The sequence below is a fragment of the Tenacibaculum sp. 190524A05c genome (genome assembly GCF_964036595.1).
Lineage (GTDB): Bacteria > Bacteroidota > Bacteroidia > Flavobacteriales > Flavobacteriaceae > Polaribacter > Polaribacter platacis.
This window is the reverse complement of the sequence record NZ_OZ038523.1, coordinates 2566637-2590946: the sequence shown is the minus strand read 5'-3', so window position 1 is coordinate 2590946 and position 24310 is coordinate 2566637. Positions and strand designations below refer to the sequence as shown.

The following is a 24310-nucleotide window of genomic DNA, read 5'->3' as shown; positions in this document are numbered from 1 at the left end:
TTTCTAAATTTTAAAGTAAAATAACACATGTATAACGTACCCAGTTATAAAGAGGATAATGTTGATGAACTTCTAAGTTTTATTAATCATTATCCTCTAGCTTTTATTACAGGTTTAGATGAAAAAGGAAACTTTGTAGGAACTCATATTCCTTTGATTGTAGAGCAAAGAGAAGGAGAACTCTATTTGATTGGTCACATGATGAAAAAAACCGATCATTATGACGCACTTAGTAAAAACAGCAAGATTTTAGTTGTTTTTAATGGTCCGAACGGATATGTAAGTGCCTCTTGGGGAACGAATAAAAGCAAAGGATCTACATGGAATTATATGACGGTTCATGTTAATGGAAGAATTTCTTTTTTCGAAGGAGATCAGCTTATAAATTTAATGAGAGATTTTACATTGTTACATGAAAATGGAGATGCTAGTTCTCCAACTATTTATGATAATTTATCTGAATCGTACAAACAAAGATTAATGCCACACATTTCTGGTTTTGAAATTAAAGTTGAAAAAATAGAAGGAGTTTTTAAACTAAGTCAAGGTGTGGACGAAGAAACATTCTCAAATATTATCCGAAAACTGGAAGAAAAAAAAGGTTTAGATGGGTTATTAGGAGAAGAAATGAAAAAGAGAAAAGAGAAGATTTTCTCATAATCTGAGTTATAAAAAGTTAAAGTGAATTCTAAAAAGTTAGATTATACTGTTTTAATAATTGCCAGTGCAATTTTCTTGTTGCTACAGTTACCTTATTTTGTGCAATTGCAGTATCCTTTTCGATTATTAGGAACTTGGTTTCACGAAATGGGACATGGATTAACAGCAATATTAGTTGGAGGAGATTTCAAGTACCTAGAAATTTATCAAAATGGAGGTGGAGTTGCCTATTCTACAGTTACTAATAAAATCTTTTCAATTCCCACAGCGAGTGCGTTAACGGCCGCAGGAGGTTTACTTGGTCCAGCAATTGCAGGAGCAGTTTTAATTGCTTCGGCAAAATCTCGAAGAAATGCAGCAATTTTACTTAGAGTTTTAACAGGAGTCATTATCCTATCCTTAATTATTTGGATTCGCTCATATTGGGGAATTGTAGTACTATCCTTATTTTCAGTTTTATTCATCGTTATTATGTTTTTGAAGAATAAAAAAATTGAAAATATCACAGTGTTATTTTTAGGTTTACAATGTGCTTTAAGTACTTATCTTCAGTTTAATTATACGTTTACAAAACAATTCGAAAGAGGAGGTCAACTCATGAATTCGGACACTCAAAATATTGCTATAAATACTTTTGGTTCCTATTGGATGTGGGGAATAATAATTGTTTCAATTAGTTTCCTCTTACTTTGGAAAAGTGTGAAGTATTATCTGAGTAAATAATCATGAAAACAATTTACTGTAACTACTGAAAACAGTCGTCTTACTTTATATTTTGAAAACACCTTTTTCTTAATATTAGAAAAAAATAGAATTAGGATGAAACAAAATAAAAGTACGATAAAAACTTACTTTGAAACAGGAGACAAACCAACTCAAGAAGAGTATGGAAATTTAATCGATAGTTATGTAGATAGCCAACAAGAAGCAGGAGAAGCAAACAGAAGATTTGTAATAAATGCTGACGGAGAAGTTGTGGTTAGTTCAGAACAAAAACTTCCTGAATACAATATATCTGATATTGATAATAACAAGATTTATTTTTTAAAAGATGGTGCAGTTGTTAAAGAAATTGACTTAACTAATTACATTGATGATACCAATTTATCTAGATTAGTTTCAGGTAGTGTTGATAGTAAAGGAGTTGCTACTTTTCGTCGTGATGATGATTCTGTATTTACTGTTGATTTTGCTGGTTTAATTAAGCCTGTTGATGTGCCAGAAATACAAGCTGGAGAAAATGTAACAATTGATAAAACAGATCCTTTAAATCCGATAATAAATTCATCAAGTAAGATAGAAGGAATCGAATCTACAGGAACTTTAGCCGATGGAAATAATGAGGTGGTAATTGGAGATAAAGCTCGAGGAGGATATGCATCTTTTAGCTATACTAATGGAAACCTTATGTATGGCGATAATAAGTTTGTCGGAGGTGTTAAAGTTGTTACAGGTTCTGATTTTATATTCGATGAAATCCTATATAGTGTTAATGGATATAACGGAGAAAACCCAACAGTAACTCATGCAGCACATTTGGCTGATACCATGATCTTTAGAAAAACAGGATTTTCAAATGGAAGATATATTTTCGAACACGATTTTTTCAATGGATTAAAGATTAGAAAAGGAATTACAGCACCAAATACTTATGTAGATGCCGTTATAAAGTCTGATCAATTAACTCAAAACCAAGAATATCAATTGCCAAATAAATCTATCACATTTGCTGGTGTTGATGATATTCCAAAAGTAAAAGCAGGTAAGAATATTACCATAGACGAAACAGATCCATTGAACCCAGTAATTAGTGCTTCATCAGGAACTCCTGGTTTACAAACAGTTCTAGAGAATTCAAATGAAGCAACAACTGGATTTATCCTAAAGGATACTGCTGAAAACACACAATTTGAAAATACTCCAGATACTTTATCAATAAAGAAAACTACTGAGGCTTCTGATGATCCAGATATTTTAGGCTTGGATAGGAACAGAGAATCAGCTTTAAGTGACGGTAAAAGAACGAAAGTTGAAGAAAGTAAGTTAACTAAAGATAGTTTAGTACTTTCAAATACTCATGGAGGTATAAGTGGAAGCCCAATAAAAAATGAATTCTCAATAGAAAGAGGATTAGTTGTTCAAAGCGGAGTAATGGGTGGCGTTTCAGAAATAAGAATTGGTCCTGATGTAAATGTAGTTTCATTCCAAGGAGTATCAAAAGCTAGTTTAAACGAATATCAATTACGAATTGGAGAGCTTTCAGGATCAAGAACAATAGTAGACAGAAACGGTATTACAAGTGTTAATGGTATTGGCAATAACTTTCAAATTATGCCGCCTCAAACAGGTTGGGATTCATCATATCAAGCAAGATTTCAACCTAAAAGCCATACTATAGCAGGTCTTGACGATATTCCTAAAATTCAAGGAGGAAGGAATGTTACAATTGACGATACAGATCCTTTAAATCCAGTGATTAATGTTGATAGTTCTGGAGCTACAAATACAGTTACAACAGATACAAAACAAACGATTTCTGGAGAGAAAACAATTACTTCAAATTTATTTACGAGTTATATTCAAAGTGATAATTCCATAAACATAGCGAGGAATATTACTGCAGGAGGTAGAATTAGAACAGGAGGAAATGCACTAGACTTTACAGAATCAGGAAATGCGGGTTCAGCTACTATTCAAGCAGATATAATTGGGAGTACTATTCATACACTTCAACCAAAGTCTGGAACTATTGCACATGTCAATGATATTCCAAATTTAAAAGCTGGAACCAATATTAGTATTGATAATACTGATCCTTCTAATCCTATTATAAATAGTAATAGTGCCGGACTTCCAAATAACTTTACAGAAAGTGGGAGTTGGACCCCGGTCTTAGTAGATACTAACGGAGATGGAACGTATTCCCATAATGTTAGTCAAAATATGTTTTCAAGAGTTGGTAATATGGTAACAGTATCGGCTAGGATTTCATCTATTAATACATCAGGAAATCCTACGGGTTATCTTAGAATAGAAGGTTTGCCATTTAAAGCCGCTATTCCAACTGTCGGATTAATTGGAACAATTTCAACTTCAAACCTAACCAGAGAACAAATTTCTCAACTTAGTTTACAAACTGCCGGAAATGCTAACTTTGCTACGTTTGGAGGAATTGATATCGTAAATATTGCTTTTTCGCAAGGAATAAAATTTACGGGAGTTGGAGTAATTACGTTTTCAATGACATATATTACAAATGAGTTCTAATAAACCTGATTATTCAGTTTTTAATCTTTGGAAATAATCTTTAGCAGCTCTTTTTACTTTAGGAGCTAATATTAAAGTAGAGATAACAGTGGGTATGGCCATTAAAGCATATCCACTATCTATGAGATTAATTACAAAGTCTAATTTTATAATTGAGGCGATTACTATAGTTACGATATAGATGTAATTATAGTAGTTGCCTATTTTTTTATTTGTTAAAAAACTTAGACAAGAATAACCGTAGAATGAATAAGTGAATAAGGTTGAAAACGCAAATATTAAAACACAAATGGTTAGTATAACGCTTCCTAGTCCATAAGGAAGTACAGCATCAAAAGAAGAAAGAGTTAGGGAAATTCCATTTCCGTCAAAGTTTTTCCAAATACCAGAAGCCAAAATAGCTAAAGCTGTAAGAGTACAAACTAATAAGGTATCAATTGCTGGTCCGAGCATTGCTACTAATCCTTCTCGAATTGGTTCGCTAGTTTTAGCAGTTCCATGCATCATTGGAGCGGTACCGATTCCCGCTTCATTTGAAAACGCAGCTCTCTTTACACCAGTTATAATTAATGAACCTAAGGCACCTCCCATAACTGCATTTCCAGAAAATGCATCTGTAAACATTAAAGAAAATATTTGAGGAATATCCCCAGCTTTCAGAAGTAAAATACTAGCAACTGTGATCAAATAGATTACTACCATAATAGGAACTAGTTTACCAGCTACTTTACCAATTCGTTTTATACCTCCGAATATTACCAAAGAAGTAATAATTGCGATTGATATTCCTAATAAGAGTTTAGCCGTAAAAGTATTGCTTTCATTCACTTGAAATACATCAACTAAAGTTTGCGTTAATTGGTTAGCTTGAAAAGCGGGTAAAGTTCCAATTAATCCTGCCAAAGCAAAAAATACAGCAAGTGGTTTCCATTTTTTACCTAATCCTTCTGTAATGACATACATTGGTCCACCTTTTACATTTCCTTCTTCATCTTTTCCTCGATACATGATGGATAAAGTACAAGTGAAAAACTTTGTAGCCATTCCAACAAAAGCGCTAACCCACATCCAAAAAATAGCTCCAGGTCCACCAGTTGCAATAGCGATTGCAACACCACTGATGTTACCCATTCCTACTGTGGCTGCAATGGCAGATGATAATGCCTCGTAATGTGATAAATCTCCTGGAGAATTATGTTTGTCATATTTACCTCTTAAAATATTTACTGCATGACCTAAATAACGAAAAGGTACTAATCCAGAATATATAAACAGAAATAATCCACCTCCTATTAAAAGAATTAAAAGAGGAATTCCCCATACCCAAGAGGAGAATTGTGCGACACTATCTTGAAGATTTAGAAACATTTTTTGTTTTGAAACGAAATTAACATATTATAATAAATTCTCTTACAATCATTTATTGATTTTTATAAAAGGCTGTCATTCAAAGAGAATAAATGTCAACTTATCGAAAAAAGGAAAAATAAAATGTTAAAACCGGAAGATTTTTCATAAATTTATATCAAATAACTTCAATTTCCCCCTACGATGACAAAAATAAGTAAAGCTTCGGTGAACAAATTTTTGAAATATTCACCTATTGTACTTTTAATTTCATTAGTAGTTTATTCTTTTAAAACACACGAAAGCCAAAATAGGCTGGATGAGGAATTTAGAAAAGAAAAACTTATACTACAACAAGAACTTGATCAAATAGTTGCCGATTACAAAAAAATGTCGGTAAAGAAAAAAGGTTTATCAAGAAGAATTATTACCAGTATCAATAAAATGATTTCCCTTAAGGATTCTATTAAAGATATCAAAAAAGGAAATTATGATAAACTGGTTAAGTATAGCTTAAAGGTAACTCAACTCGAGCGTGAGAACAGACAGTTAATGCTGAAAGCAGATAAACTTCACCAAGAGAATACCAAGTTAGAAGAAGAGAATAATTCCGTGAGGAAAAAATTAAGAGCGCATAAAAAATCTCAGGAATCATTGGTTAAGATGAATGAAAGCTTAATGAATGAAGAAAAACAATTAAAAGAAAAAATAGGTGTTGCCGCTAATCTTGAAATTGGGAATGTTGCTATAAGTACGTATAGAGAAAAAAGTAACGGTAGATATACAAGTACAACAAAGTCAAGAAAAACAGACGCTTTTAAAGTTAAGTTTGATTTATTAGAAAATGAATTAGCAGAAATGGGTGAAAGAGATATTTTTATCCAAATTCTTGATAAAAATAATGATGTAATTCTATCAGAAAAGAATCAAGGAGATAATGGTTCTGAAATGGCTTACAATGATTATATCAGAGTGAACTATGAAAACCAAAAGCTTGGAATTGTTTCTTTAATTTCTGTAGATAGAAATAATATGGAAAAAGGAGATTATAAAGTTCGAGTTTATATTGATGGTGCAAAAGCTGGAGAGCGTAAAATTAGCTTGAGATAAAATTAAGACATATATATTCAAAAACCGCTTAATCTTCTTTAAGCGGTTTTTTTATGTTTTAGAAAACCCCTAAATATTTGTTAAGGATTGTAAGTTGTTCAAAAAAATAGGACATATTTACAATGACAAATCAAACATCAATGAAATCCATAATACAATTAGTAGTGTTTTCTTTAGCTATCGCTACATTTTTTTCTTGTAAACCAGAACAAAAAGAAACACCTAAAGAAGAGAATAAAACAGAAGACATCAAGACCGAAAAACTTAGTGAGGGTGAGGTAATCATCAACTCTGCGATTCTAGCACACGGAGGTGAATTATACGATAAAGCATCTTACACTTTTGTGTTTAGAAATAGACAATACAGCTTTACAAACAAAGACAATTTGTACCGTTATTTTGTGATTAAACAAAACGATAAAAAGGAAGAGGTAATTGATGTATTGGATAATGGAAATTTTTCAAGAACAATTAATGGTAAAAAATTAGATCTAAATGAAGAGGATGCTTCTCGCTACGGAGAGTCATTAAATTCTGTTATTTATTTTGCAACACTACCTTATAAATTGAAGGATAAAGCAGTAAATAAAACATATGTAGGAGAAGTTACAATTAAGAATGAAAATTACAATGTAGTAGAAGTAACTTTTAAGCAAGAAGGAGGAGGAAAAGATTTTGAAGATCAATATTACTACTGGGTTAATAAAAAATCTAATACAGTCGATTATTTGGCTTACAATTACAAAGTCAATGGTGGAGGTGTTAGGTTCAGAAGTAGTTATAATAGAAGAAACATTGGAGGTATCATATTTCAAGATTATATCAATTATAAAGCAGAAGTAGGAACTCCATTATCTGAATTACCATCTTTATATGAAAATGATAAGTTAAAAGAAGTTTCTAGAATTGATACAGAAAATGTAGAGATTCTTAAGTATTAAAAACCAAACCTTATGTCGTCAGTTATAAATATTAAAGAAAAGCTTGGATTATTTACCGATCAGTGGTCACCTAAGAAGGTTGCTGAATTAAATGGTCAACAAGTATTATTAGCAAAAATACAAGGAGAATTTGTATTTCATAAACATGATAATGAAGATGAATTGTTCATGGTAATGAAAGGTCAGTTACAAATTGATTTAGAAGATTCTTCAGTAATAGTTAATGAAGGAGAGTTTTATGTAGTTCCAAAAGGAGTGCCTCATAAACCAATCGCAAAAGAGGAAGTTCATCTATTATTATTTGAGCCATTATCTACAAAACATACTGGAGATGTAGTCGCGGATATTACCGTAGAAACCTATGAATCGATTTAGAAAAACCATTCATCGATAAATACGATCCATTCACCTACAGATTAAAACTGAAAGGCTAAATTTTCAGATTTAAACCTTTTAATGGTGGTACCTTTGAAGTGTTAATAGTAGTAAAGAAAAATTTAAAAAGTAATAATCCCCAAACAAAATACTTTTTCATTTTTTTTGAGTTAAAAAATAAAGCCTTTTACAAGCCCCAAAATGTAAAAGGTTTTTCTTTGCTCTAAGCTTTCCTAAAAAACCATTCATCTAATTCATTTTATAACGCATTTTTATTTAACGATAAATCATAACAGTTTATCTATAGTATAAAATTGAAACATCGAATATCTGATTAGCAAGGAGTTAATGGGTTGTATCTTTGAGGTGTAATTAAGAAATAACACAGTTAGAAAATATAAAGTAAAGTATATAAATCCCTATTAAAGTTTTGTTTTTCATTTTGAATTTGAATTAAAGTTTTTTCAACTAAACCCCAAAAACTCTCTTATCACCCCTACAATAAGAGAGTTTTTTTATGTCTTAATTTTAATATAAATGGTGATTAAAATAACACTGATGTTATCGATAAAAAGAGAAATAAAAATGCTAAAATTTAACTTATCGAGTAAATCAAACAGTTAATCTACAGTTGCAAATCAAACATCGAATTTGGTTAAAAATAAGTACGAAGCTATACTACCTTTGAAGTGTAAATAGTAGAATAAATAAAAGTATTTATCCCCTTAAAATACAATTATTTTCATTTAAGTTGAGAGTTTAAATTATTTGGTTAACTAGACAAATCCTTTTACAAGCCCCAAATGTAAAAGGATTTTCTGTTTTTATATAAATAGAAAATTGTAAGCTTATTTAACTAAAACACCTCTTTTATTAAGAGAAGAAATCATTCTTAAACTTCCTTCTTTAATTGTATTTTCTTTGAATAAAAATGTTTTTTCGAATATTTGAGTTCCTTCGAAGAAAGAAACCTGAAATCTGTTATTTAAGGCAAATACATCAGGATGAATCATTTCAACCTTAACAAAAGAATTGGCCTTAAGTTTATCTATCTTTTTTCTGAATACCGTAGTAGTTTTCTTTTCGGAAAATCCTTGAGAAACAATAATAGCCATATCTAAATCAACATTTTTATTGTTGATTAAATATACATACCAATCCTCAGTGTTATGAGTTTCGTTATGCTCCAAAACAACGGCCATTTCTATACCAGTTACTTCAGAAATTTCAATATCTTTTCTCATGAAAAATTATAGGACAGATTTAAACTGCTCTAAGAAGCGAACATCATTTTCATAGAACATTCTAATATCAGGAATTTGATATAATAACATTGCAATACGTTCTATACCCATTCCAAAAGCATATCCAGAATATTTAGTTGGATCAATATTACAGTTCTTTAATACGTTAGGATCAACCATTCCGCATCCCATAATTTCTAACCAACCAGTTCCTTTAGTAATTCTATAATCAGTTTCTGTTTCCAATCCCCAGTAAATATCTACTTCAGCACTTGGCTCTGTAAATGGGAAATAAGATGGGCGTAAACGAATTTTCGATTTACCGAACATCTCCTTTGTAAAGTACAGAAGAACTTGTTTTAAATCAGCGAATGAAACATCTGTATCAATATATAAACCTTCTACTTGGTGAAAAATACAGTGAGCACGAGCAGAAATATCTTCATTTCTAAAAACTCTTCCCGGAGAAATAGTTCTAATCGGTGGTTCATTCTGTTCCATATAACGAACTTGAACAGATGAAGTATGTGTTCTTAATAAAGTATCAGGATTCTTTTCAATAAAGAAAGTGTCTTGCATATCTCTTGCTGGATGATACTCCGGTAAGTTTAATGCAGTAAAGTTATGCCAATCATCTTCAACTTCTGGTCCTTCAGAAACAGTAAAACCAATTCTGTTGAAAACTTCAATAATTTGATTCTTAACAATTGATATTGGATGACGAGAACCTAATTCAATTGGTTCAGAAGGTCTAGTTAAGTCTCCGTAAACTCCTTTTTCCTCAACCGCACTCTCTAAAGCTTCATTTAATTCCGCAACTTTTCCTTCTGCAGCATTTCTTAAATTGTTTAAAGCTTGCCCAAAATCTTTTTTAAACTCAGCATCAACATTTCTGAATTCGGCGAATAAACCTTTAAGTAAACCCTTGCTACCTAAGTATTTTATTCTGAAAGCTTCTACTTCTTCTTTTGTAGTTGCTTGAAATGTTTGAACGTCTCCTATGAGCTCTTTAACTTTATCTAACATAATCCTTCAAAAAATTGAGTGGCAAATTTACGTTTTTTTACTGAATTAACATTTTTCTTTTGTCTCTTTACTATAACGTTTTCGTTTCAGCAAAAAAAGAAGTTTTTTAAAACGTCAGATTAGTTATTTAACTATATTTGTGCATTATTTTTATTAAAAAAACATTTTTCGAATAACTAAATTATGGAATCTAAAATAAAGGCTTTTATGGAACTGGTTGAAAAGCGTAATGGCCACGAACCAGAATTTCTACAAGCAGTTCAAGAAGTAGCTGAAACAGTTATCCCTTATATTGCAAAGCATGATATTTATAACGGGAAGAACATTCTATTAAGAATGGTTGAGCCTGAGCGTTTAATTTCTTTTAGAGTTTCTTGGGTAGATGATAGCGGAGAAATTCAAGTAAACAGAGGATATAGAGTTCAAATGAATTCTGCTATCGGTCCCTATAAAGGAGGTTTACGTTTCCACCCAACAGTTAATGCAAGTATTTTAAAATTCTTGGCTTTCGAACAAGTATTTAAAAACTCATTAACAACATTACCAATGGGTGGTGGAAAAGGAGGTTCTGATTTTGATCCAAAAGGAAAGTCAGATAACGAAATTATGCGTTTCTGTCATGCCTTCATGAGTGAGTTATTTAGACATATTGGCCCTAACACAGATGTACCAGCTGGTGATATCGGTGTAGGAGGACGTGAAATCGGTTTCATGTTCGGAATGTATAAAAAACTTAGAAACGAGTTTACTGGAGTTTTAACTGGAAAAGGAGCAACTTGGGGTGGATCTTTAATTAGACCTGAGGCTACTGGATATGGTGCAGTATATTTTGCACAAAACATGTTAGAAACTAAAGGAGATTCTTTTAACGGAAAAACAATTACAATTTCTGGATCTGGAAACGTTGCTCAATATGCTTGTGAAAAAGCTACTGAGTTAGGTGCAAAAGTTGTTACATTATCTGATTCTTCTGGTTACATCTACGATGAAGACGGAATTGATGCAGAAAAGTTAGCTTTTGTAATGGAATTAAAGAATGTTAAACGTGGACGTATTCACGAGTATACAGAGAAATATCCATCAGCTAAATTCTTTAAAGGAGAGCGTCCATGGTCTGTAAAATCAGATATCGCTTTACCATGTGCAACTCAAAATGAGTTAAACGGAGAAGAAGCTAAGACATTAATTGATAACGGATGTATCTGTGTAAGTGAAGGAGCAAACATGCCATCTACTCCAGAAGCAATTGCTGCATTCCACGAACACAAAATTTTATTCGCACCAGGTAAAGCTTCAAACGCTGGAGGTGTTGCTACTTCTGGTTTAGAAATGAGTCAAAACTCATTACGTTTAAGCTGGACTCGTGAGGAAGTTGATCAAAGATTAAAAGCGATTATGAAGGATATTCATGCTGCTTGTGTTGAGTATGGAACTGATGAGACTGGATATGTTGACTACGTAAAAGGAGCAAATATTGCAGGATTCGTTAAAGTTGCAGATGCAATGTTAGCGCAAGGAATAATCTAAAGAATATTCTCAAAATAATATAGAAAAGCTCATCAGTTCATGATGAGCTTTTTATTTTTATACCTATGAAAAAAATCAAGAATAGAGTTATTCAAGGAAAACACAATAAACCAATAGTATTTGATGTTTTCTTTAAAGAAACAAATCAAGCAAAACCAATACTTATTTTTTGCCACGGTTATAAAGGTTTTAAGGATTGGGGAGCTTGGGATTTCATGGCAGAAGCATTTGCTGAGGAAACATTTTTTGTGAAGTTTAATTTTTCGCATAATGGAGGAACCGTAGATCAACCGATAGATTTTCCAGATTTAGAAGCTTTCGGTAATAATAATTATACCAAAGAACTAGACGATCTAGAATCGGTAATTGATTGGTGTGTTTCTAATGAAGAATTTAAAGGAGAATTAAATAGAGAATCGATTTCATTACTAGGTCACAGTAGAGGTGGCGGGATTGTTTGTATAAAGGCTGAAGAAGATTCAAGGATAAAAAATGTAATTACTCTTGGAGGTGTATCTAATTTTGGAGCGCGTTCTTCTACAATTGGAGATTTACAACAATGGAAAAAAGATGGTGTTAAGTATGTTGTAAACGGAAGAACAAAACAGCAAATGCCTCACTTTTATCAGTTTTATGAAGATTTCAAAGCGAATGAAGATCGTTTAACAATACAAAGAGCGGTAGAGAATTTAAAGATTCCGTTATGTATAATTCATGGAGATGGTGACACTTCAATATTCATAAAAGAAGCTGAAGATTTACGTTCTTGGAATGCGAATAGCGAATTACATATTATCGAAAATGCGAACCACGTGTTTGGAGCAAAACATCCTTGGGAAAAAGACGAATTACCTTCGGATTTAGATGATGTGGTTTCTATTTGTAAATCATTTTTAGGGAACTAAGCGTTTCAATGAGTAAAGTGATTTTCACATTCCATAGGAATGAGTATATTTACGAATTGATAAAAAAGAAAACACTTTTTTTTATCTATCTATAAATCAAAGAAATACAATTAATTTCTTGATACTGAGTAAGCATCAGATTTAAGAAGTTATTAAAATAATATATAAATTATGGGTTGTAGCAGTTGCTCAACTAACAAAAGCGGCGTTCCAAAAGGCTGTAAAAGCAATGGAAATTGTGGTACAGGATCATGTGGAAGTGGAAATAAATTAGCTGTTTTTGATTGGTTATCGAATATGACTTTACCAACCGGTGAAGCTCCATTTAATATATACGAAGTACGTTTTAAAAACGGAAGAAAGCATTTTTACAAAAGTGGCGAGAAAAAATTAAGCATTTCTATGGGAGATATTGTCGCTGTCGAAGGAAATCCAGGACACGATATTGGTGTTGTTTCTTTAGCTGGAGAGCTTGTGAAAGTGCAAATGAAAAAAAGGAAAGTTGCGCTGGATAGTCCAGATGTAAAAAAGATCTACCGAAAAGCAACGCAAAAAGACATTGACGTTTGGAATACCGCTCGAGATAGAGAGTTAGAAACACAACGAAAAGGAAGAGAAATCATTAGTAGACTTGGGTTGAAAATGAAATTATCTGATGTTGAGTTTCAAGGTGATGGAAATAAAGCTACGTTTTATTACACAGCAGATGATCGTGTAGATTTTCGTCAGTTAATTAGAGATCTAGCTAGTGCGTTTTCTATCCGTGTAGAAATGAAACAAGTTGGGATGCGACAAGAAGCTGCTCGTCTTGGAGGAATTGGTTCATGTGGTAGAGAATTATGTTGTTCAACTTGGTTAACAGATTTTAGAAAAGTAAATACTGCAGCAGCACGATATCAGCAACTTTCTTTAAATCCATTAAAGCTTGCAGGACAATGCGGAAAATTAAAATGTTGTTTAAATTTTGAACTAGATTCTTATTTAGATGCTTTAAGTCATTTTCCAAAGCAAGATGTTGTATTAAAAACAGAGAAAGGAGATGCTATTTTTGTGAAAATGGATATCTTCAAAAAACTAATCTGGTATACGTACAAAGAAGAGAAATTCAAGTGGTATAAGTTGTCTTTAGAGCAAGTAACAGAAATCATTGATTTGAATGAAAATGATGAGTTAGGTTCTCCTCTAGAAGATTATGAAGCAGAAATTGCAGAGGAAACGAAGATTGATTTTGAAAATGTTGTAGGACAAGATAGTTTAACGCGTTTCGATACACCTAAAAAACCAAAAAGGAATAGAAACCGTAATAGAAAGAGAAATGCCAATCAGAAGAAATCTGGCAATAACAATCCTTCGAACAAAAAGAAAAACCCGAACCAGAAGAACACACCTAAGCAAGGCGGACAAAATAATAAGTCGAATAAGCCTTCTGGTCAAAATCAAAACAAGAAGAATACAAATAAACAGAACCCAAAGCAAGGACAAGGTCAAAAACAAAATCAAAAGCAAAACCAAGGTCAAAAGCAAGGTCAAGGACAGAAGCAGAATTCTTCTCCATCAAATAAAAAACAGAACAATCAAAGAAGAAATAAACGTCGTAATTCTGGAAACAATAATAATGCTCAAAAAAATAAGCAATAGTAAAGTTTTAAAGGTTTTTGGACTTTTATTGATAATGGTTTCATGTGATTCCAAAAGAGTTTATGATGAATATACTTCAATAGATAATAACAAATGGGAAATCAACACTCCTGTAACGTATCAGTTTGAAGTAAAAGACACTTTAGCAAAGAGAAATCTGTTTATTAACATTAGAAATAATAGTGATTACGAATACAGTAATTTATTTCTGGTTACAAAAATGAGCTTTCCTGATGGTCATAAAATTGTTGATACTTTGGAGTACGATATGGCCGATAAAAACGGTAAGTTTTTGGGTAAAGGGTTTTCTGAGCTAAAAGAGAGTAAATTATTTTATAAAGAACAAATTCTATTTCCAATTCAAGGATCGTATACTTTAGACATCTTTCAGGCTATGAGAAAAGGTGGAGAAGTAGAAGGAATAAATGAATTAGATGGCATTGTAAATGTTGGATTTAGAATAGAAAAAATAAATTAAAAAATGACAAAAAAGAAAACTATGAATTTCACAAAATATATAAAGTGGTTTTGGGGAATCGTATTAGGAGGTTTATTTGCAATCTGTTTTATTTTTCTATTAGCTTCTTGGGGAGCTTTTGGAACATTACCGACTTTCGAAGAGTTAGAAAATCCTAAGAACGATTTAGCAACTGAAATCATTTCTTCAGATGGAAAAACATTAGGAAAGTACTATTTAAAAGCCAATAGAACTCCTATTCAATTTAAAGATTTACCTGATAATTTAGTAAAAGCTTTAGTTGCGACGGAAGATGAGCGTTTTTATAGCCACTCTGGAATTGATTTTCGAGGATTGGCAAGAGCTGTTGCTAAACTTGGAGCAGGTGGAGGAGCAAGTACCATTACGCAGCAGTTAGCAAAAAACTTGTTTACCAAAAAAGCTTCTCAGAATAAGTTTAAAAGGGTAATTCAGAAAATTAAAGAATGGGTAGTTGCGGTTAAACTTGAACGTCAATATACCAAGCAAGAAATCATTACGATGTATTTGAATACGCAAGGTTTCTTATTTAACGCAACGGGTATTCGTTCGGCTGCGAGAATTTATTTCGGTAAAGAGCCTAAAGAATTAGATCTTCAAGAGTCTGCAATTCTTGTAGCAATGCTTAAAAATCCTCGTCAGTATAATCCACACAGAAAAGTTTCTAGAAAAAAATCTTTAGCAAGAAGAAACGTGGTATTTTCTCAAATGGAGAAAAATGGGTTTTTAACGGAAGCACAAAGAGATTCATTACAAAAGCTACCTTTAAAAATAAAATTCACACCAGAAAGTCATAGTGATGGTTTAGCAACTTATTTTAGAGAGTATTTAAAGCAATTCATGAAACGATGGGCAAAAGACAACTCTAAGGCGGATGGAGAGTTTTATGATATTTATAAAGATGGATTGAAAATCTATGTTACAATTGATTCTAGAATGCAAAAATATGCAGAGGAGGCTGTAACAGAGCATATGGCAAATCTTCAGAAGTACTTTTTTGACGAACAAAAGAAGAATAGAACAGCGCCTTTCTACGATATTGAAAAAAGTGATATTCGAAAAATATTAAATAGAGCCAAGAAGAATTCAGATCGTTACAAACGAATGAAGGCAGCCGGAAAATCTGATAAAGAAATTGAAAAAGCATTCCAAACTAAAACTGATATGAGAGTTTTTACTTGGAAAGGAGATCGTGATACTGTAATGAGTCCATACGATTCTATTCGTTATTACAAACATTTCTTACGTTCTGGTTTAGTTTCTATTGAACCACAAACGGGTCATATTAAAGCTTGGGTTGGAGGAATCAATAACAAACATTTTAAGTATGATGCTGTAAAACAGCAAAAACGTCAAGTAGGCTCTACATTTAAGCCTTTCGTTTATGCAACAGCGATTAATCAGTTAAAAAGATCGCCTTGTGATAGATTACCGAATACTCCATATACTATTCCAAAAGAAAAATATGGAATGGAAGACGACTGGACTCCTAAAAATGCAGGAGAAAAGTATGGTGGTGAATTAACATTAAAACAAGCTTTAGCCGGATCTATTAATGTAATTACGGCACGTTTAATTGATGAGGTTTCTCCAGTTAATGTAGCGAGATTAGCAAAGTCAGCTGGTGTTGAAACAGAATTTCAAGCAAATCCGTCTATTGCATTAGGAGCAATCGATTTAACATTGTTAGAAATGGCTAGTGCATATTCTACATTCGCTAATAAAGGAATGAGAGTTTCTCCGATGTTTATTACGCAAATTGAAGATAAAAACGGTACTGTTTTAGATACATTCGTTCCAGAAACCAAAGAGGTTTTAAGTGAAGAATCTGCGTATGTTATTCTTAACTTAATGGAAGGTGTTACTCAAGCGGGTTCTGGTGTTCGTTTAAGAACAACCTACAACAGGCCAAAATATATTACAGGTTATCCTTATAAATTTAATAATGCAATTGCTGGTAAAACAGGAACAACTCAAAACCATACGGATGGTTGGTTTATGGGAATGGTTCCTAATTTAATGACTGGAGTATGGACTGGTGGTGAAGATCGTTCGATTCATTTTGCAGGAATAGATAAAGGTCAAGGTGCGGCAATGTCGTTACCAACTTGGGGAATTTTTATGAGAAAGTGTTATGAAGATAAATCTTTAAACATTAGTAAAGAACCTTTTGATAAACCTTCGGATCTTTCTATTAATATTGATTGTGCTAAACATGAAGAAGATAAGAAAGACGAGAAAAAAGGAGAAGGAGAAGATAAGGAGAAAGATGAAGATGAATTCTAGTAAATCAATCTAAAGAAACTTAGCAAACAACTAAATAAATGATCAATAAAAAAGTAAATAATGTCCAAGAAGCATTAGAAGGCGTTTCAAGTGGAATGACTTTAATGCTTGGTGGATTTGGATTATGCGGAATTCCTGAAAACGCTATAAGTGAGTTAGTGAAATTAGGAGTGAATAATCTAACATGTATATCTAATAATGCCGGAGTAGATGATTTCGGATTAGGGTTATTATTACAGAATCGTCAAATAAAGAAAATGATTTCTTCTTATGTAGGAGAAAATGACGAGTTCGAACGTCAAATGCTTTCTGGAGAGTTAGAAGTTGAATTAACTCCACAAGGTACTTTAGCAGAAAAATGTAGAGCAGCTCAGGCTGGTTTTCCTGCTTTTTATACACCTGCTGGTTATGGAACAGAAGTAGCTGAAGGTAAAGAAACAAGAGAGTTTGACGGAAAAATGTATGTTTTAGAACCTGCATTTAAGGCCGATTTTGGTTTTGTAAAGGCTTGGAAAGGTGATGCCGCTGGAAATTTAATTTTCAAAGGAACATCAAGAAACTTCAATCCTAACATGTGTGGAGCAGCAAAAATTACTGTTGCTGAAGTAGAAGAATTAGTCCCAGTGGGTGAGTTAGATCCAAATCAAATTCACATTCCAGGAATTTTTGTACAACGTATTTTTCAAGGAGAAAAGTATGAAAAGAGAATTGAACAACGCACAGTAAGACAAAGAAACTAATCATGGCTTTAGATAAAAACGGAATCGCAAAACGCATAGCAAAAGAAGTAAAAGACGGTTATTACGTAAATCTTGGAATTGGAATTCCAACTTTAGTAGCAAACTTTGTAAGAGATGATATTGAAGTTGAATTTCAAAGTGAAAACGGAGTCTTAGGAATGGGACCTTTCCCGTTTGAAGGAGAAGAAGATGCGGATATTATTAACGCGGGTAAACAAACGATTACAACATTGCCTGGAGCAAGTTTTTTTGACTCTGCAACTAGTTTTTCTATGATTCGTGGAAAGCACGTTGATTTGACCATTTTAGGAGCTATGGAAGTAGCGGAGAATGGAGATATAGCAAATTGGAAAATTCCTGGTAAAATGGTAAAAGGAATGGGAGGAGCAATGGACTTGGTTGCTTCTGCTGAGAATATTATTGTAGCGATGATGCACACAAACAAAAGAGGTGAATCAAAGTTATTAAAGAAATGTTCTTTACCATTAACAGGTGTGGGTTGTGTAACTAAAATAGTTACTAACCTTGCTGTGTTGGAAATTAAGGATGATAAATTCCATTTGTTAGAAAGAGCTCCGGGAGTTTCTGTTGAAGAGATTCAAAACGCTACTGAAGGAACTTTAATAGTGGATGGTGAAATTCCAGAAATGAGTATATAATGAAAGTAATCTCATATAACGTTAACGGAATACGAGCAGCCCTAAAAAAGGGTTTCACAGAATGGTTACAAGCGGCAAGTCCAGATGTAATTTGTATTCAAGAGACTAAAGCACAAAAAGATCAAGTTAACGCCATGGATTTCGAATTAGCAGGTTATCCTTATCAATACTGGTTGTCTGCAGAGAAAAAAGGATATTCAGGTGTTGCAGTGTTCTGTAAAAAAGAACCAAACCACGTGGAGTTTGGAACTGGAATCGAATCTATGGATAACGAAGGAAGAAATATTCGTGTAGATTATGATGAGGTTTCAATTATGAGTATGTACTTACCTTCAGGTACAAATAGTGCTCGATTAGATTTTAAGTTCAATTATATGGACGAAATCCTGGAGTATGCTACTGAGTTAAGGAAAACCATTCCTAATCTTGTGATTTGTGGAGATTATAACATTTGTCATGAAGAAATTGATATTCATAATCCAAAAATGAAAGGAGTTTCTGGTTTTCTTCCGGAAGAAAGAGAATGGTTAGGTAAGTTTATTGATAGTGGTTTTATAGACAGTTTTAGATTCAAGAATCCAGACAGACAAGAATATTCTTGGTGGAGTTATAGAGCGAATGCTAGAGCTAATAACAAAGGTTGGCGTTTAGATTATTGTATGGTTACAGAGCCTTTACGAGATAAAATTTCTAGAGCTTACATCTTGCCAGAAGCAAAACATTCAGATCATTGCCCAGTTGCTGTAGAATTTAAATTTTAGTTACGTACAAGTTTTAATGAAAAAGTTCTTTGTCTTAAGCCTATTTAGTATTGCTAATCTTTTTGCTCAAGGAGTTCCTAAAGATTCTACTCAACGAGCAAATGAAATAAGAGAAACGGCGAAAAAAATCGAATCTGTTTCAGATTTAGGAACCAATACGCTTCCTATAGCCAAGCAACAGCTTACAAAGTATACAGATGATGATTTAAAGAGAATAGATAGTCTTTTAATTGATAGTAAATTTAATTCGCCGCTTTTCGATAGCTTCGAATATGTTTTAAATGATAAAGACATCACAGGAACAACAACTAAAATTGTAACTCCAGAATTATTGAAAGCCAGATTAGCTGAAATTAATTCATCAACACCGTTCAATTTAGCTTTTAATCCAGCCTTAGAAAGAGTAATTAATAGCTACATAAAACACAGGAAAAAGTATTATCCTGCGTTAATGGCAAGGGCGAAATATTACTTTCCATTATTCGAACAATATTTAGATCAGTATGATATTCCAGTAGAAATGAAATATCTTGCAATTGTAGAATCTGCCCTACGTCCTAGAGCCAAATCTAGAGTAGGAGCAACAGGTTTATGGCAATTCATGTATGGAACAGGAAAGCAATATAAACTTGCGGTAAATTCATATGTTGATGAAAGACAAGATCCTGTAAAATCTACAATCGCAGCATGTAAATACTTAAGTTATTTGAACGATCTTTTTAATGATTGGGATTTAGCTCTAGCGGCATATAATTCAGGTCCGGGAAATGTTTTAAAAGCAATTAAACGATCTGGTGGTTACAGAAATTATTGGAATATTCGTCCGTTCTTACCTATGGAAACAGCTGGTTATGTGCCAGCATTCTATGCTACAATGTATATTTTCAAATACAACGAAGAACTTGGAATTTTCCCTGAAGCTCCAAAAATTTATAATTTTCAAACTGATACCGTTCAGGTAAAAAGAACAATTACTTTTGATCAGATTACTGAGAAAATTGGTGTTGACGAAGAAGTACTTTCTTTTTTAAATCCTAAGTATAAAATAGATGTTATACCTTATGTGAAGAAAAAGAATTTCTCTGTTCGATTACCAAGGAATAAAATCATTGATTTCTTAGATAAGGAAAGAGAAATTTATGCTTTAGCAGCTGCGGAAGATTCATTACGAGAAAAGCCTTTACCGAAGTATTTTGAAATGGATAAGAGAATCCGTTACAAAGTGCGTTCAGGAGATTATTTAGGTAAAATAGCTCGTCGATTTGGAGTAAAAGTAAAGGACATAAAACGATGGAATAATATGCGAGGAACGAACCTAAGAATTGGTCAGCGTTTATATATTTATCCTCGAAGAATGTAAATGGAATAATTTTTGTCACTTGTAAACTAATCAAACAAAAACACTAGCATGAAAAAAATTATAGCAATACTAGCAATAGCACTTTTTATCGTGAGTTGCGGTGGAGGAAAAAAAGGAGAAATTACGCTTCCTTCTTCAACTGGGAACACCAATAGAATCCTTGTTGTTATGAAAGGAACAGATTGGATAGGTAAACCAGGAGATGAAATCCGAAGAGTATTTGGAGAACATCAAGTAGGATTACCACAACCAGAAACATTACTTTCGGTTTCACAAATTGATCCATCTGGATTTGGTTCATTTGTAAAAAATAACAAAGCGGTTTTATTATTTCAAAAAGCTGATACGGCAGACATCTCTGTAATTAAGAATAAATATGCAGCTCCTCAAGTAATTGTTGTGGCAACAGCTAAAAACGAGGAGGAAATGATTAATTTAATTCAAACTCGTGGCAAGGAAATCATCCAGATATTTAAAGACGAAGATATCAAGGCTATTCAAAATATATTCCACAAAGAAAGAATTGATCATACGCAATTAGCAACGGTTAAAAATTTGGGAATAGATATTACAATTCCGAAAAGATACCGCTTAGTTCAAGATACTTTAAATAACTTTTTATGGATGCGTCAGCGTTTACAAAGTGGAATCGCTCGTGGAGACGGTACAAATAACATTTTAATTTACAGTGTTCCATTAACTAATGAAGATTCAATTGTAGACAATATTACCAAGGTTAGAGATAGTATTGGAGAGAAGTTTATTCCAGGTAGTAAAGAAGGAATGTATATGATTACTGAAAAAGCCTACGCTCCTTTTACGTATGAAACGCAAATAGACAATAAAAAAGCCTACGAAACTAGAGGTAAATGGGAAGTGAAGAATGATTTTATGGCAGGTCCGTTTTTAAATTATACCGTAGTGGATAAAAAGAACAATAGATTAGTCATTTTTGAAGGGTTTACATTTGCTCCTGCAGTGAACAAAAGAGATTTTGTTTTCGAGTTAGAGGCTATTGGAAAATCATTAAAAATTAAAGAATAGAGATAATTCAATTCATTGAAAATCAAAGCAGCAAATTTTATTTGCTGCTTTTTTTTATATTTGAGAGAATCAACTTTTAAAACTGGTAAAGCAATGGAATTCAATTTTTTAATTTGTGCTGTGGCAGCATTAATACCGTTAGTGATAGGTTTCGTTTGGTACGGACCTTTATTTAAAAATGCATGGATGAAAGAGATGGGGTTTACAGAGGAAAGTATGCAAGGAGCAAACATGCCGCTAATTTTTGGGTTATGTTATGTATTAGGATTTATAATAGCGTTAGGGTTAATGCCAGTTGTTATTCATCAAATGGGAGTTTTTGCTGTTTTCGCTGGGGATCCTGGGTTTAACGAACAAACAGGAGAAGGTTATAAAACATTTACATCAATAATGGAAAGTCATGGACATAATTTTAGGTCTTTTAAACACGGAACATTACATGGAGGTTTATTAGGTTTTTTTACAGTTATGCCGATTTTAGCGATACAGGCAATGTTTGAAAGAAAGAGTTTTAAATACATCGCAATCAATGCTGGTTACTGGATAGTGACCCTAGCAATTATGGGAGGTATTATATGCCAATGGCTATAAAAAAAAGACAACAAATAATGAGCACCAATTTTTTTGGTGCTTTTTTTATGTAACATTTTTAAAGTTTTATTTACTAATTAATCAACTATTAATTCAAACTATATATGATATCACGCTTTTTAAGTTTAGAGTGGAAACAATTCTTTCGTTCCATGTTTTGGCAGAAAAGTATAGCAGTAAATATTCTTATGGGAATTTTTGCTTTATACTTTATTGGTACTTTTTTAGCCATTGGTTTAGGGGGTTTTTATTTCTTAAAAAAACAATTTCCAGAACAAGATCCTCTTCAAATAGTTAATGGAATTATGCTGTTTTTTGTAATCGGTGATTTGATTTTTAGATATGTGATGCAAAAATTACCGGTTATGAATGTAAAACCAATGCTGATATTAAATATAAAGAAAAGCAAGTTGGTGAATTATATTCTTAGTAAATCGATATTTTCATTTTTTAATATCGTTGGACTATTTTTCTATATACCATTTTCTTTGATTCTGATTAAAGAAGGATACCCGGCGTCAAATGTGATGAGTTGGCTAACAGCTATGTTATTAATAATTGTATCTGCTAATTTCTTGAATTTCTTGACGAATAAGAGTAATATCGCTTTTGGAACTCTTGTTGTGATTTTAGGAAGTATAATAGCGTTACAACAATTTGATATTTATAATTTCAGACAGGATAGTATAACGATTTTTAGTAGTTTCTATAACAGCTGGATTTACGTTTTAGTGCCAGCTCTATTAGTTATTGTCTTGTATATTCTAAATTTTAAAAATTTAATAGCACAATTATATTTAGATGATGCTGTACAGGTAAAAACTAAAGAGGCGTCAACGGCAGATTTATCTTTTGTGGATAAACTTGGAGATTTAGCTCCGTTCATTAAAAACGATATGCGTTTAATTTGGAGAAATAAAAGAACCAAAACGGTTTTTTTAATGTCGTTTTTGTTTTTGTTTTATGCAGTTATATTTTTTACTGATAAGACTTACGAGGAGAAAATGCCTGCATTTTTAATTTTCGCTTCCTTATTTGTTACAGGTGGATTTGCCATTAATTTTGGACAATTTATTCCCGCTTGGGATAGTGAATATTATAAAATGATTATGAGTCAGAATATTCGATACAGAAAGTTTTTAGAGAGTAAGTGGTTGTTGATGTGTGTAGTGACATTTGTACTTTACATTTTAAGTATTCCTTATATCTATTTCGGAGTTGATAAGTTTCTTATGATTACAGCTGGAGCTGTGTTTAACATAGGTTTTAATACTTTATTCTTATTATTTGCAGGTTCATTTAATAGAAAAAGAATTGACTTACAAGCTGGAGGATTTGGAAATACGCAAGGAACAAGTGCAACACAGTTTTTAATAATATTACCATTAATGGGATTACCAATGTTACTGTTCTGGGTGTTCAACAAATATGTTGGATTTAATGCAGGAATAATTGCAATTGCAACAGTTGGAGTTTTAGGTTTATTATTAAAAGACTATTTCATGAATTTGATTGAGAAAAAGTATATCAGAGATAAGTATGCTGCAATTCATGCCTTCAATCAAAAAAAATAATTACATAAAAAGAAAAAAATGATACAAGTAAAAAATATTTCAAAAAAGTACGGATCAGCAGAAGTTTTAAATATTCCAACATTAGATATTCCAAAAGGAGAGTCGTTTGGATTAGTGGGTAATAACGGAGCAGGAAAAACAACGTTATTCAACATATTATTAGATTTAATTCGACCAACAACGGGACACATTGATAGTAATAATATTACTGTGAATAAAAGTGAGGAATGGAAAACATTCACAGGATCTTTTATTGATGAAAGCTTTTTAATTGGTTACTTAACTCCAGATGAATACTTCGAGTTTATTGGAGAATTACGAGGAATGAATTCCGCTGATATCAAGAGTTTCCTTAGTCAGTTCGAAGAATTTTTCAATGGGGAAATCTTAGGTAAAAGAAAGTTTTTGAGAGATTTAAGTAAAGGAAATCAAAAGAAAGCAGGAATTGTTGCGGCGCTTATGGGGAATCCAAAAGTGGTAATCTTAGATGAGCCATTTGCCAACCTAGATCCAACAACCCAAATTAGATTAAAAAATATCATCAAAAAATTAACAGAAGAGAAAGAAACTACCGTTTTAGTATCTAGTCATGATTTGAGTCATGTTACCGAAGTATGTGAACGAATTGTTGTTCTTGAAAAAGGTAATGTGGTCAAAGATATTCAGACTTCTCCTGTGACATTAAAGGAATTAGAAAGCTATTTTGCATCGTAATTAGAAAATTAGCTTTTTATTTCTATTTTTACGCTCACTAGTACA

22 protein-coding genes are annotated in these 24310 nt (G+C 32.4%); 19 read left to right on the top strand and 3 right to left on the bottom strand.

What is annotated here, in order from left to right; all coding sequences use genetic code 11:
• The first annotated feature begins 27 nt into the window (after positions 1–27).
• From ABNT61_RS11270 to ABNT61_RS11260, 3 genes are all read left to right on the top strand, one after another.
• Positions 28–660: an FMN-binding negative transcriptional regulator gene (locus ABNT61_RS11270; RefSeq protein WP_348743283.1), complete on the top strand. Its 633-nt coding sequence runs from the start codon at positions 28–30 to the stop codon at positions 658–660.
• Between the two features lie 21 nt (positions 661–681).
• Positions 682–1383: a M50 family metallopeptidase gene (locus ABNT61_RS11265; RefSeq protein ID WP_348743282.1), complete on the top strand. Its 702-nt coding sequence runs from the start codon at positions 682–684 to the stop codon at positions 1381–1383.
• 96 nt (positions 1384–1479) lie between these two features.
• Positions 1480–3927: a hypothetical protein gene (locus tag ABNT61_RS11260; protein ID WP_348743281.1), complete on the top strand. Its 2448-nt coding sequence runs from the start codon at positions 1480–1482 to the stop codon at positions 3925–3927.
• Between the two features lie 9 nt (positions 3928–3936).
• On the opposite strand, the gene ABNT61_RS11255 is transcribed toward ABNT61_RS11260, so the two are convergent.
• Positions 3937–5295, bottom strand: a complete 1359-nt coding sequence (locus tag ABNT61_RS11255) for an alanine/glycine:cation symporter family protein (protein ID WP_348743280.1) — start codon at positions 5293–5295, stop codon at positions 3937–3939.
• A gap of 183 nt (positions 5296–5478) precedes the next feature.
• Between ABNT61_RS11255 and ABNT61_RS11250 the strand changes: the two genes are divergently transcribed.
• From ABNT61_RS11250 to ABNT61_RS11240, 3 genes are all read left to right on the top strand, one after another.
• Positions 5479–6384 carry a hypothetical protein gene (locus ABNT61_RS11250; protein ID WP_348743279.1) on the top strand — a complete coding sequence of 302 codons (906 nt, stop codon included), beginning with the start codon at positions 5479–5481 and terminating at the stop codon, positions 6382–6384.
• Between the two features lie 140 nt (positions 6385–6524).
• Complete coding sequence (locus tag ABNT61_RS11245; RefSeq protein WP_348743278.1) at positions 6525–7325, top strand: DUF6503 family protein; 801 nt, start codon at positions 6525–6527, stop codon at positions 7323–7325.
• A 12-nt stretch (positions 7326–7337) separates the two neighbouring features.
• Entirely contained in the window at positions 7338–7700 is a 363-nt protein-coding gene (locus ABNT61_RS11240) for a cupin domain-containing protein (RefSeq protein ID WP_348710989.1), read from the top strand.
• 848 nt (positions 7701–8548) lie between these two features.
• Here the strand turns inward: ABNT61_RS11240 and ABNT61_RS11235 are convergent.
• Together ABNT61_RS11235 and pheS are read right to left on the bottom strand one after the other, a co-directional pair.
• A complete protein-coding gene (locus tag ABNT61_RS11235; RefSeq protein WP_348710991.1) occupies positions 8549–8944 on the bottom strand; it encodes a hypothetical protein in 396 nt (131 codons plus the stop codon).
• 6 nt (positions 8945–8950) lie between these two features.
• A complete protein-coding gene (pheS, locus tag ABNT61_RS11230) occupies positions 8951–9970 on the bottom strand; it encodes a phenylalanine--tRNA ligase subunit alpha (RefSeq protein ID WP_348710993.1) in 1020 nt (339 codons plus the stop codon).
• A gap of 183 nt (positions 9971–10153) precedes the next feature.
• On the opposite strand from pheS, the gene gdhA reads away from it, so the two are divergent.
• The 13 genes from gdhA to ABNT61_RS11165 all read left to right on the top strand — a co-directional run bounded on the left by gdhA (position 10154) and on the right by ABNT61_RS11165 (position 24265).
• On the top strand, positions 10154–11497 hold the full coding sequence (gene gdhA / locus ABNT61_RS11225) for an NADP-specific glutamate dehydrogenase (RefSeq protein WP_348710995.1): 1344 nt from the start codon (positions 10154–10156) through the stop codon (positions 11495–11497).
• A gap of 65 nt (positions 11498–11562) precedes the next feature.
• Positions 11563–12402 carry an alpha/beta hydrolase family protein gene (locus tag ABNT61_RS11220; protein ID WP_348743277.1) on the top strand — a complete coding sequence of 280 codons (840 nt, stop codon included), beginning with the start codon at positions 11563–11565 and terminating at the stop codon, positions 12400–12402.
• A 171-nt stretch (positions 12403–12573) separates the two neighbouring features.
• Positions 12574–14040 carry a regulatory iron-sulfur-containing complex subunit RicT gene (locus ABNT61_RS11215; protein WP_348743276.1) on the top strand — a complete coding sequence of 489 codons (1467 nt, stop codon included), beginning with the start codon at positions 12574–12576 and terminating at the stop codon, positions 14038–14040.
• Positions 14018–14518 (top strand): gliding motility lipoprotein GldH, encoded by a 501-nt coding sequence (locus tag ABNT61_RS11210; protein ID WP_348743275.1) that lies wholly within the window; start codon positions 14018–14020, stop codon positions 14516–14518. Before ABNT61_RS11215 ends, ABNT61_RS11210 begins: the two co-directional genes overlap by 23 nt.
• 3 nt (positions 14519–14521) lie before the next feature.
• Entirely contained in the window at positions 14522–16822 is a 2301-nt protein-coding gene (locus ABNT61_RS11205) for a penicillin-binding protein 1A (protein WP_348743274.1), read from the top strand.
• Between the two features lie 38 nt (positions 16823–16860).
• Positions 16861–17562 carry a CoA transferase subunit A gene (locus tag ABNT61_RS11200; protein WP_348741362.1) on the top strand — a complete coding sequence of 234 codons (702 nt, stop codon included), beginning with the start codon at positions 16861–16863 and terminating at the stop codon, positions 17560–17562.
• A 2-nt stretch (positions 17563–17564) separates the two neighbouring features.
• Positions 17565–18221 (top strand): CoA transferase subunit B, encoded by a 657-nt coding sequence (locus ABNT61_RS11195; protein WP_348743273.1) that lies wholly within the window; start codon positions 17565–17567, stop codon positions 18219–18221.
• The gene (locus ABNT61_RS11190) at positions 18221–18982 is read left to right on the top strand and encodes an exodeoxyribonuclease III (RefSeq protein ID WP_348724795.1); all 762 of its coding nucleotides are present in this window, start codon (positions 18221–18223) and stop codon (positions 18980–18982) included. The genes ABNT61_RS11195 and ABNT61_RS11190 overlap by 1 nt, the downstream gene beginning before the upstream one ends.
• Before the next feature lie 16 nt (positions 18983–18998).
• Positions 18999–20342 carry a lytic transglycosylase domain-containing protein gene (locus tag ABNT61_RS11185; RefSeq protein WP_348743272.1) on the top strand — a complete coding sequence of 448 codons (1344 nt, stop codon included), beginning with the start codon at positions 18999–19001 and terminating at the stop codon, positions 20340–20342.
• 48 nt (positions 20343–20390) lie between these two features.
• A complete protein-coding gene (locus ABNT61_RS11180) occupies positions 20391–21386 on the top strand; it encodes a DUF4837 family protein (protein ID WP_348741366.1) in 996 nt (331 codons plus the stop codon).
• Between the two features lie 93 nt (positions 21387–21479).
• Complete coding sequence (locus tag ABNT61_RS11175) at positions 21480–21977, top strand: DUF1761 domain-containing protein (protein WP_348741367.1); 498 nt, start codon at positions 21480–21482, stop codon at positions 21975–21977.
• 104 nt (positions 21978–22081) lie between these two features.
• Positions 22082–23551: a DUF5687 family protein gene (locus ABNT61_RS11170; protein ID WP_348743271.1), complete on the top strand. Its 1470-nt coding sequence runs from the start codon at positions 22082–22084 to the stop codon at positions 23549–23551.
• An 18-nt stretch (positions 23552–23569) separates the two neighbouring features.
• Positions 23570–24265, top strand: a complete 696-nt coding sequence (locus ABNT61_RS11165; protein WP_348711022.1) for an ABC transporter ATP-binding protein — start codon at positions 23570–23572, stop codon at positions 24263–24265.
• The last annotated feature ends 45 nt before the right edge of the window (positions 24266–24310 follow it).

Coding starts and splice junctions, on each gene's coding strand:
- ABNT61_RS11210 (WP_348743275.1), top strand. CDS start 14,018: ATGCTCAAAAAAATAAGCAATAGTAAAGTTTTAAAGGTTTTTGGACTT.
- ABNT61_RS11205 (WP_348743274.1), top strand. CDS start 14,522: ATGACAAAAAAGAAAACTATGAATTTCACAAAATATATAAAGTGGTTT.
- ABNT61_RS11255 (WP_348743280.1), bottom strand. CDS start 5,295: ATGTTTCTAAATCTTCAAGATAGTGTCGCACAATTCTCCTCTTGGGTA.
- pheS (WP_348710993.1), bottom strand. CDS start 9,970: ATGTTAGATAAAGTTAAAGAGCTCATAGGAGACGTTCAAACATTTCAA.
- ABNT61_RS11165 (WP_348711022.1), top strand. CDS start 23,570: ATGATACAAGTAAAAAATATTTCAAAAAAGTACGGATCAGCAGAAGTT.
- ABNT61_RS11185 (WP_348743272.1), top strand. CDS start 18,999: ATGAAAAAGTTCTTTGTCTTAAGCCTATTTAGTATTGCTAATCTTTTT.
- ABNT61_RS11180 (WP_348741366.1), top strand. CDS start 20,391: ATGAAAAAAATTATAGCAATACTAGCAATAGCACTTTTTATCGTGAGT.
- ABNT61_RS11250 (WP_348743279.1), top strand. CDS start 5,479: ATGACAAAAATAAGTAAAGCTTCGGTGAACAAATTTTTGAAATATTCA.
- ABNT61_RS11235 (WP_348710991.1), bottom strand. CDS start 8,944: ATGAGAAAAGATATTGAAATTTCTGAAGTAACTGGTATAGAAATGGCC.
- ABNT61_RS11195 (WP_348743273.1), top strand. CDS start 17,565: ATGGCTTTAGATAAAAACGGAATCGCAAAACGCATAGCAAAAGAAGTA.
- ABNT61_RS11245 (WP_348743278.1), top strand. CDS start 6,525: ATGAAATCCATAATACAATTAGTAGTGTTTTCTTTAGCTATCGCTACA.
- ABNT61_RS11175 (WP_348741367.1), top strand. CDS start 21,480: ATGGAATTCAATTTTTTAATTTGTGCTGTGGCAGCATTAATACCGTTA.
- ABNT61_RS11240 (WP_348710989.1), top strand. CDS start 7,338: ATGTCGTCAGTTATAAATATTAAAGAAAAGCTTGGATTATTTACCGAT.
- ABNT61_RS11220 (WP_348743277.1), top strand. CDS start 11,563: ATGAAAAAAATCAAGAATAGAGTTATTCAAGGAAAACACAATAAACCA.
- ABNT61_RS11200 (WP_348741362.1), top strand. CDS start 16,861: ATGATCAATAAAAAAGTAAATAATGTCCAAGAAGCATTAGAAGGCGTT.
- ABNT61_RS11215 (WP_348743276.1), top strand. CDS start 12,574: ATGGGTTGTAGCAGTTGCTCAACTAACAAAAGCGGCGTTCCAAAAGGC.
- gdhA (WP_348710995.1), top strand. CDS start 10,154: ATGGAATCTAAAATAAAGGCTTTTATGGAACTGGTTGAAAAGCGTAAT.
- ABNT61_RS11270 (WP_348743283.1), top strand. CDS start 28: ATGTATAACGTACCCAGTTATAAAGAGGATAATGTTGATGAACTTCTA.
- ABNT61_RS11260 (WP_348743281.1), top strand. CDS start 1,480: ATGAAACAAAATAAAAGTACGATAAAAACTTACTTTGAAACAGGAGAC.
- ABNT61_RS11190 (WP_348724795.1), top strand. CDS start 18,221: ATGAAAGTAATCTCATATAACGTTAACGGAATACGAGCAGCCCTAAAA.
- ABNT61_RS11170 (WP_348743271.1), top strand. CDS start 22,082: ATGATATCACGCTTTTTAAGTTTAGAGTGGAAACAATTCTTTCGTTCC.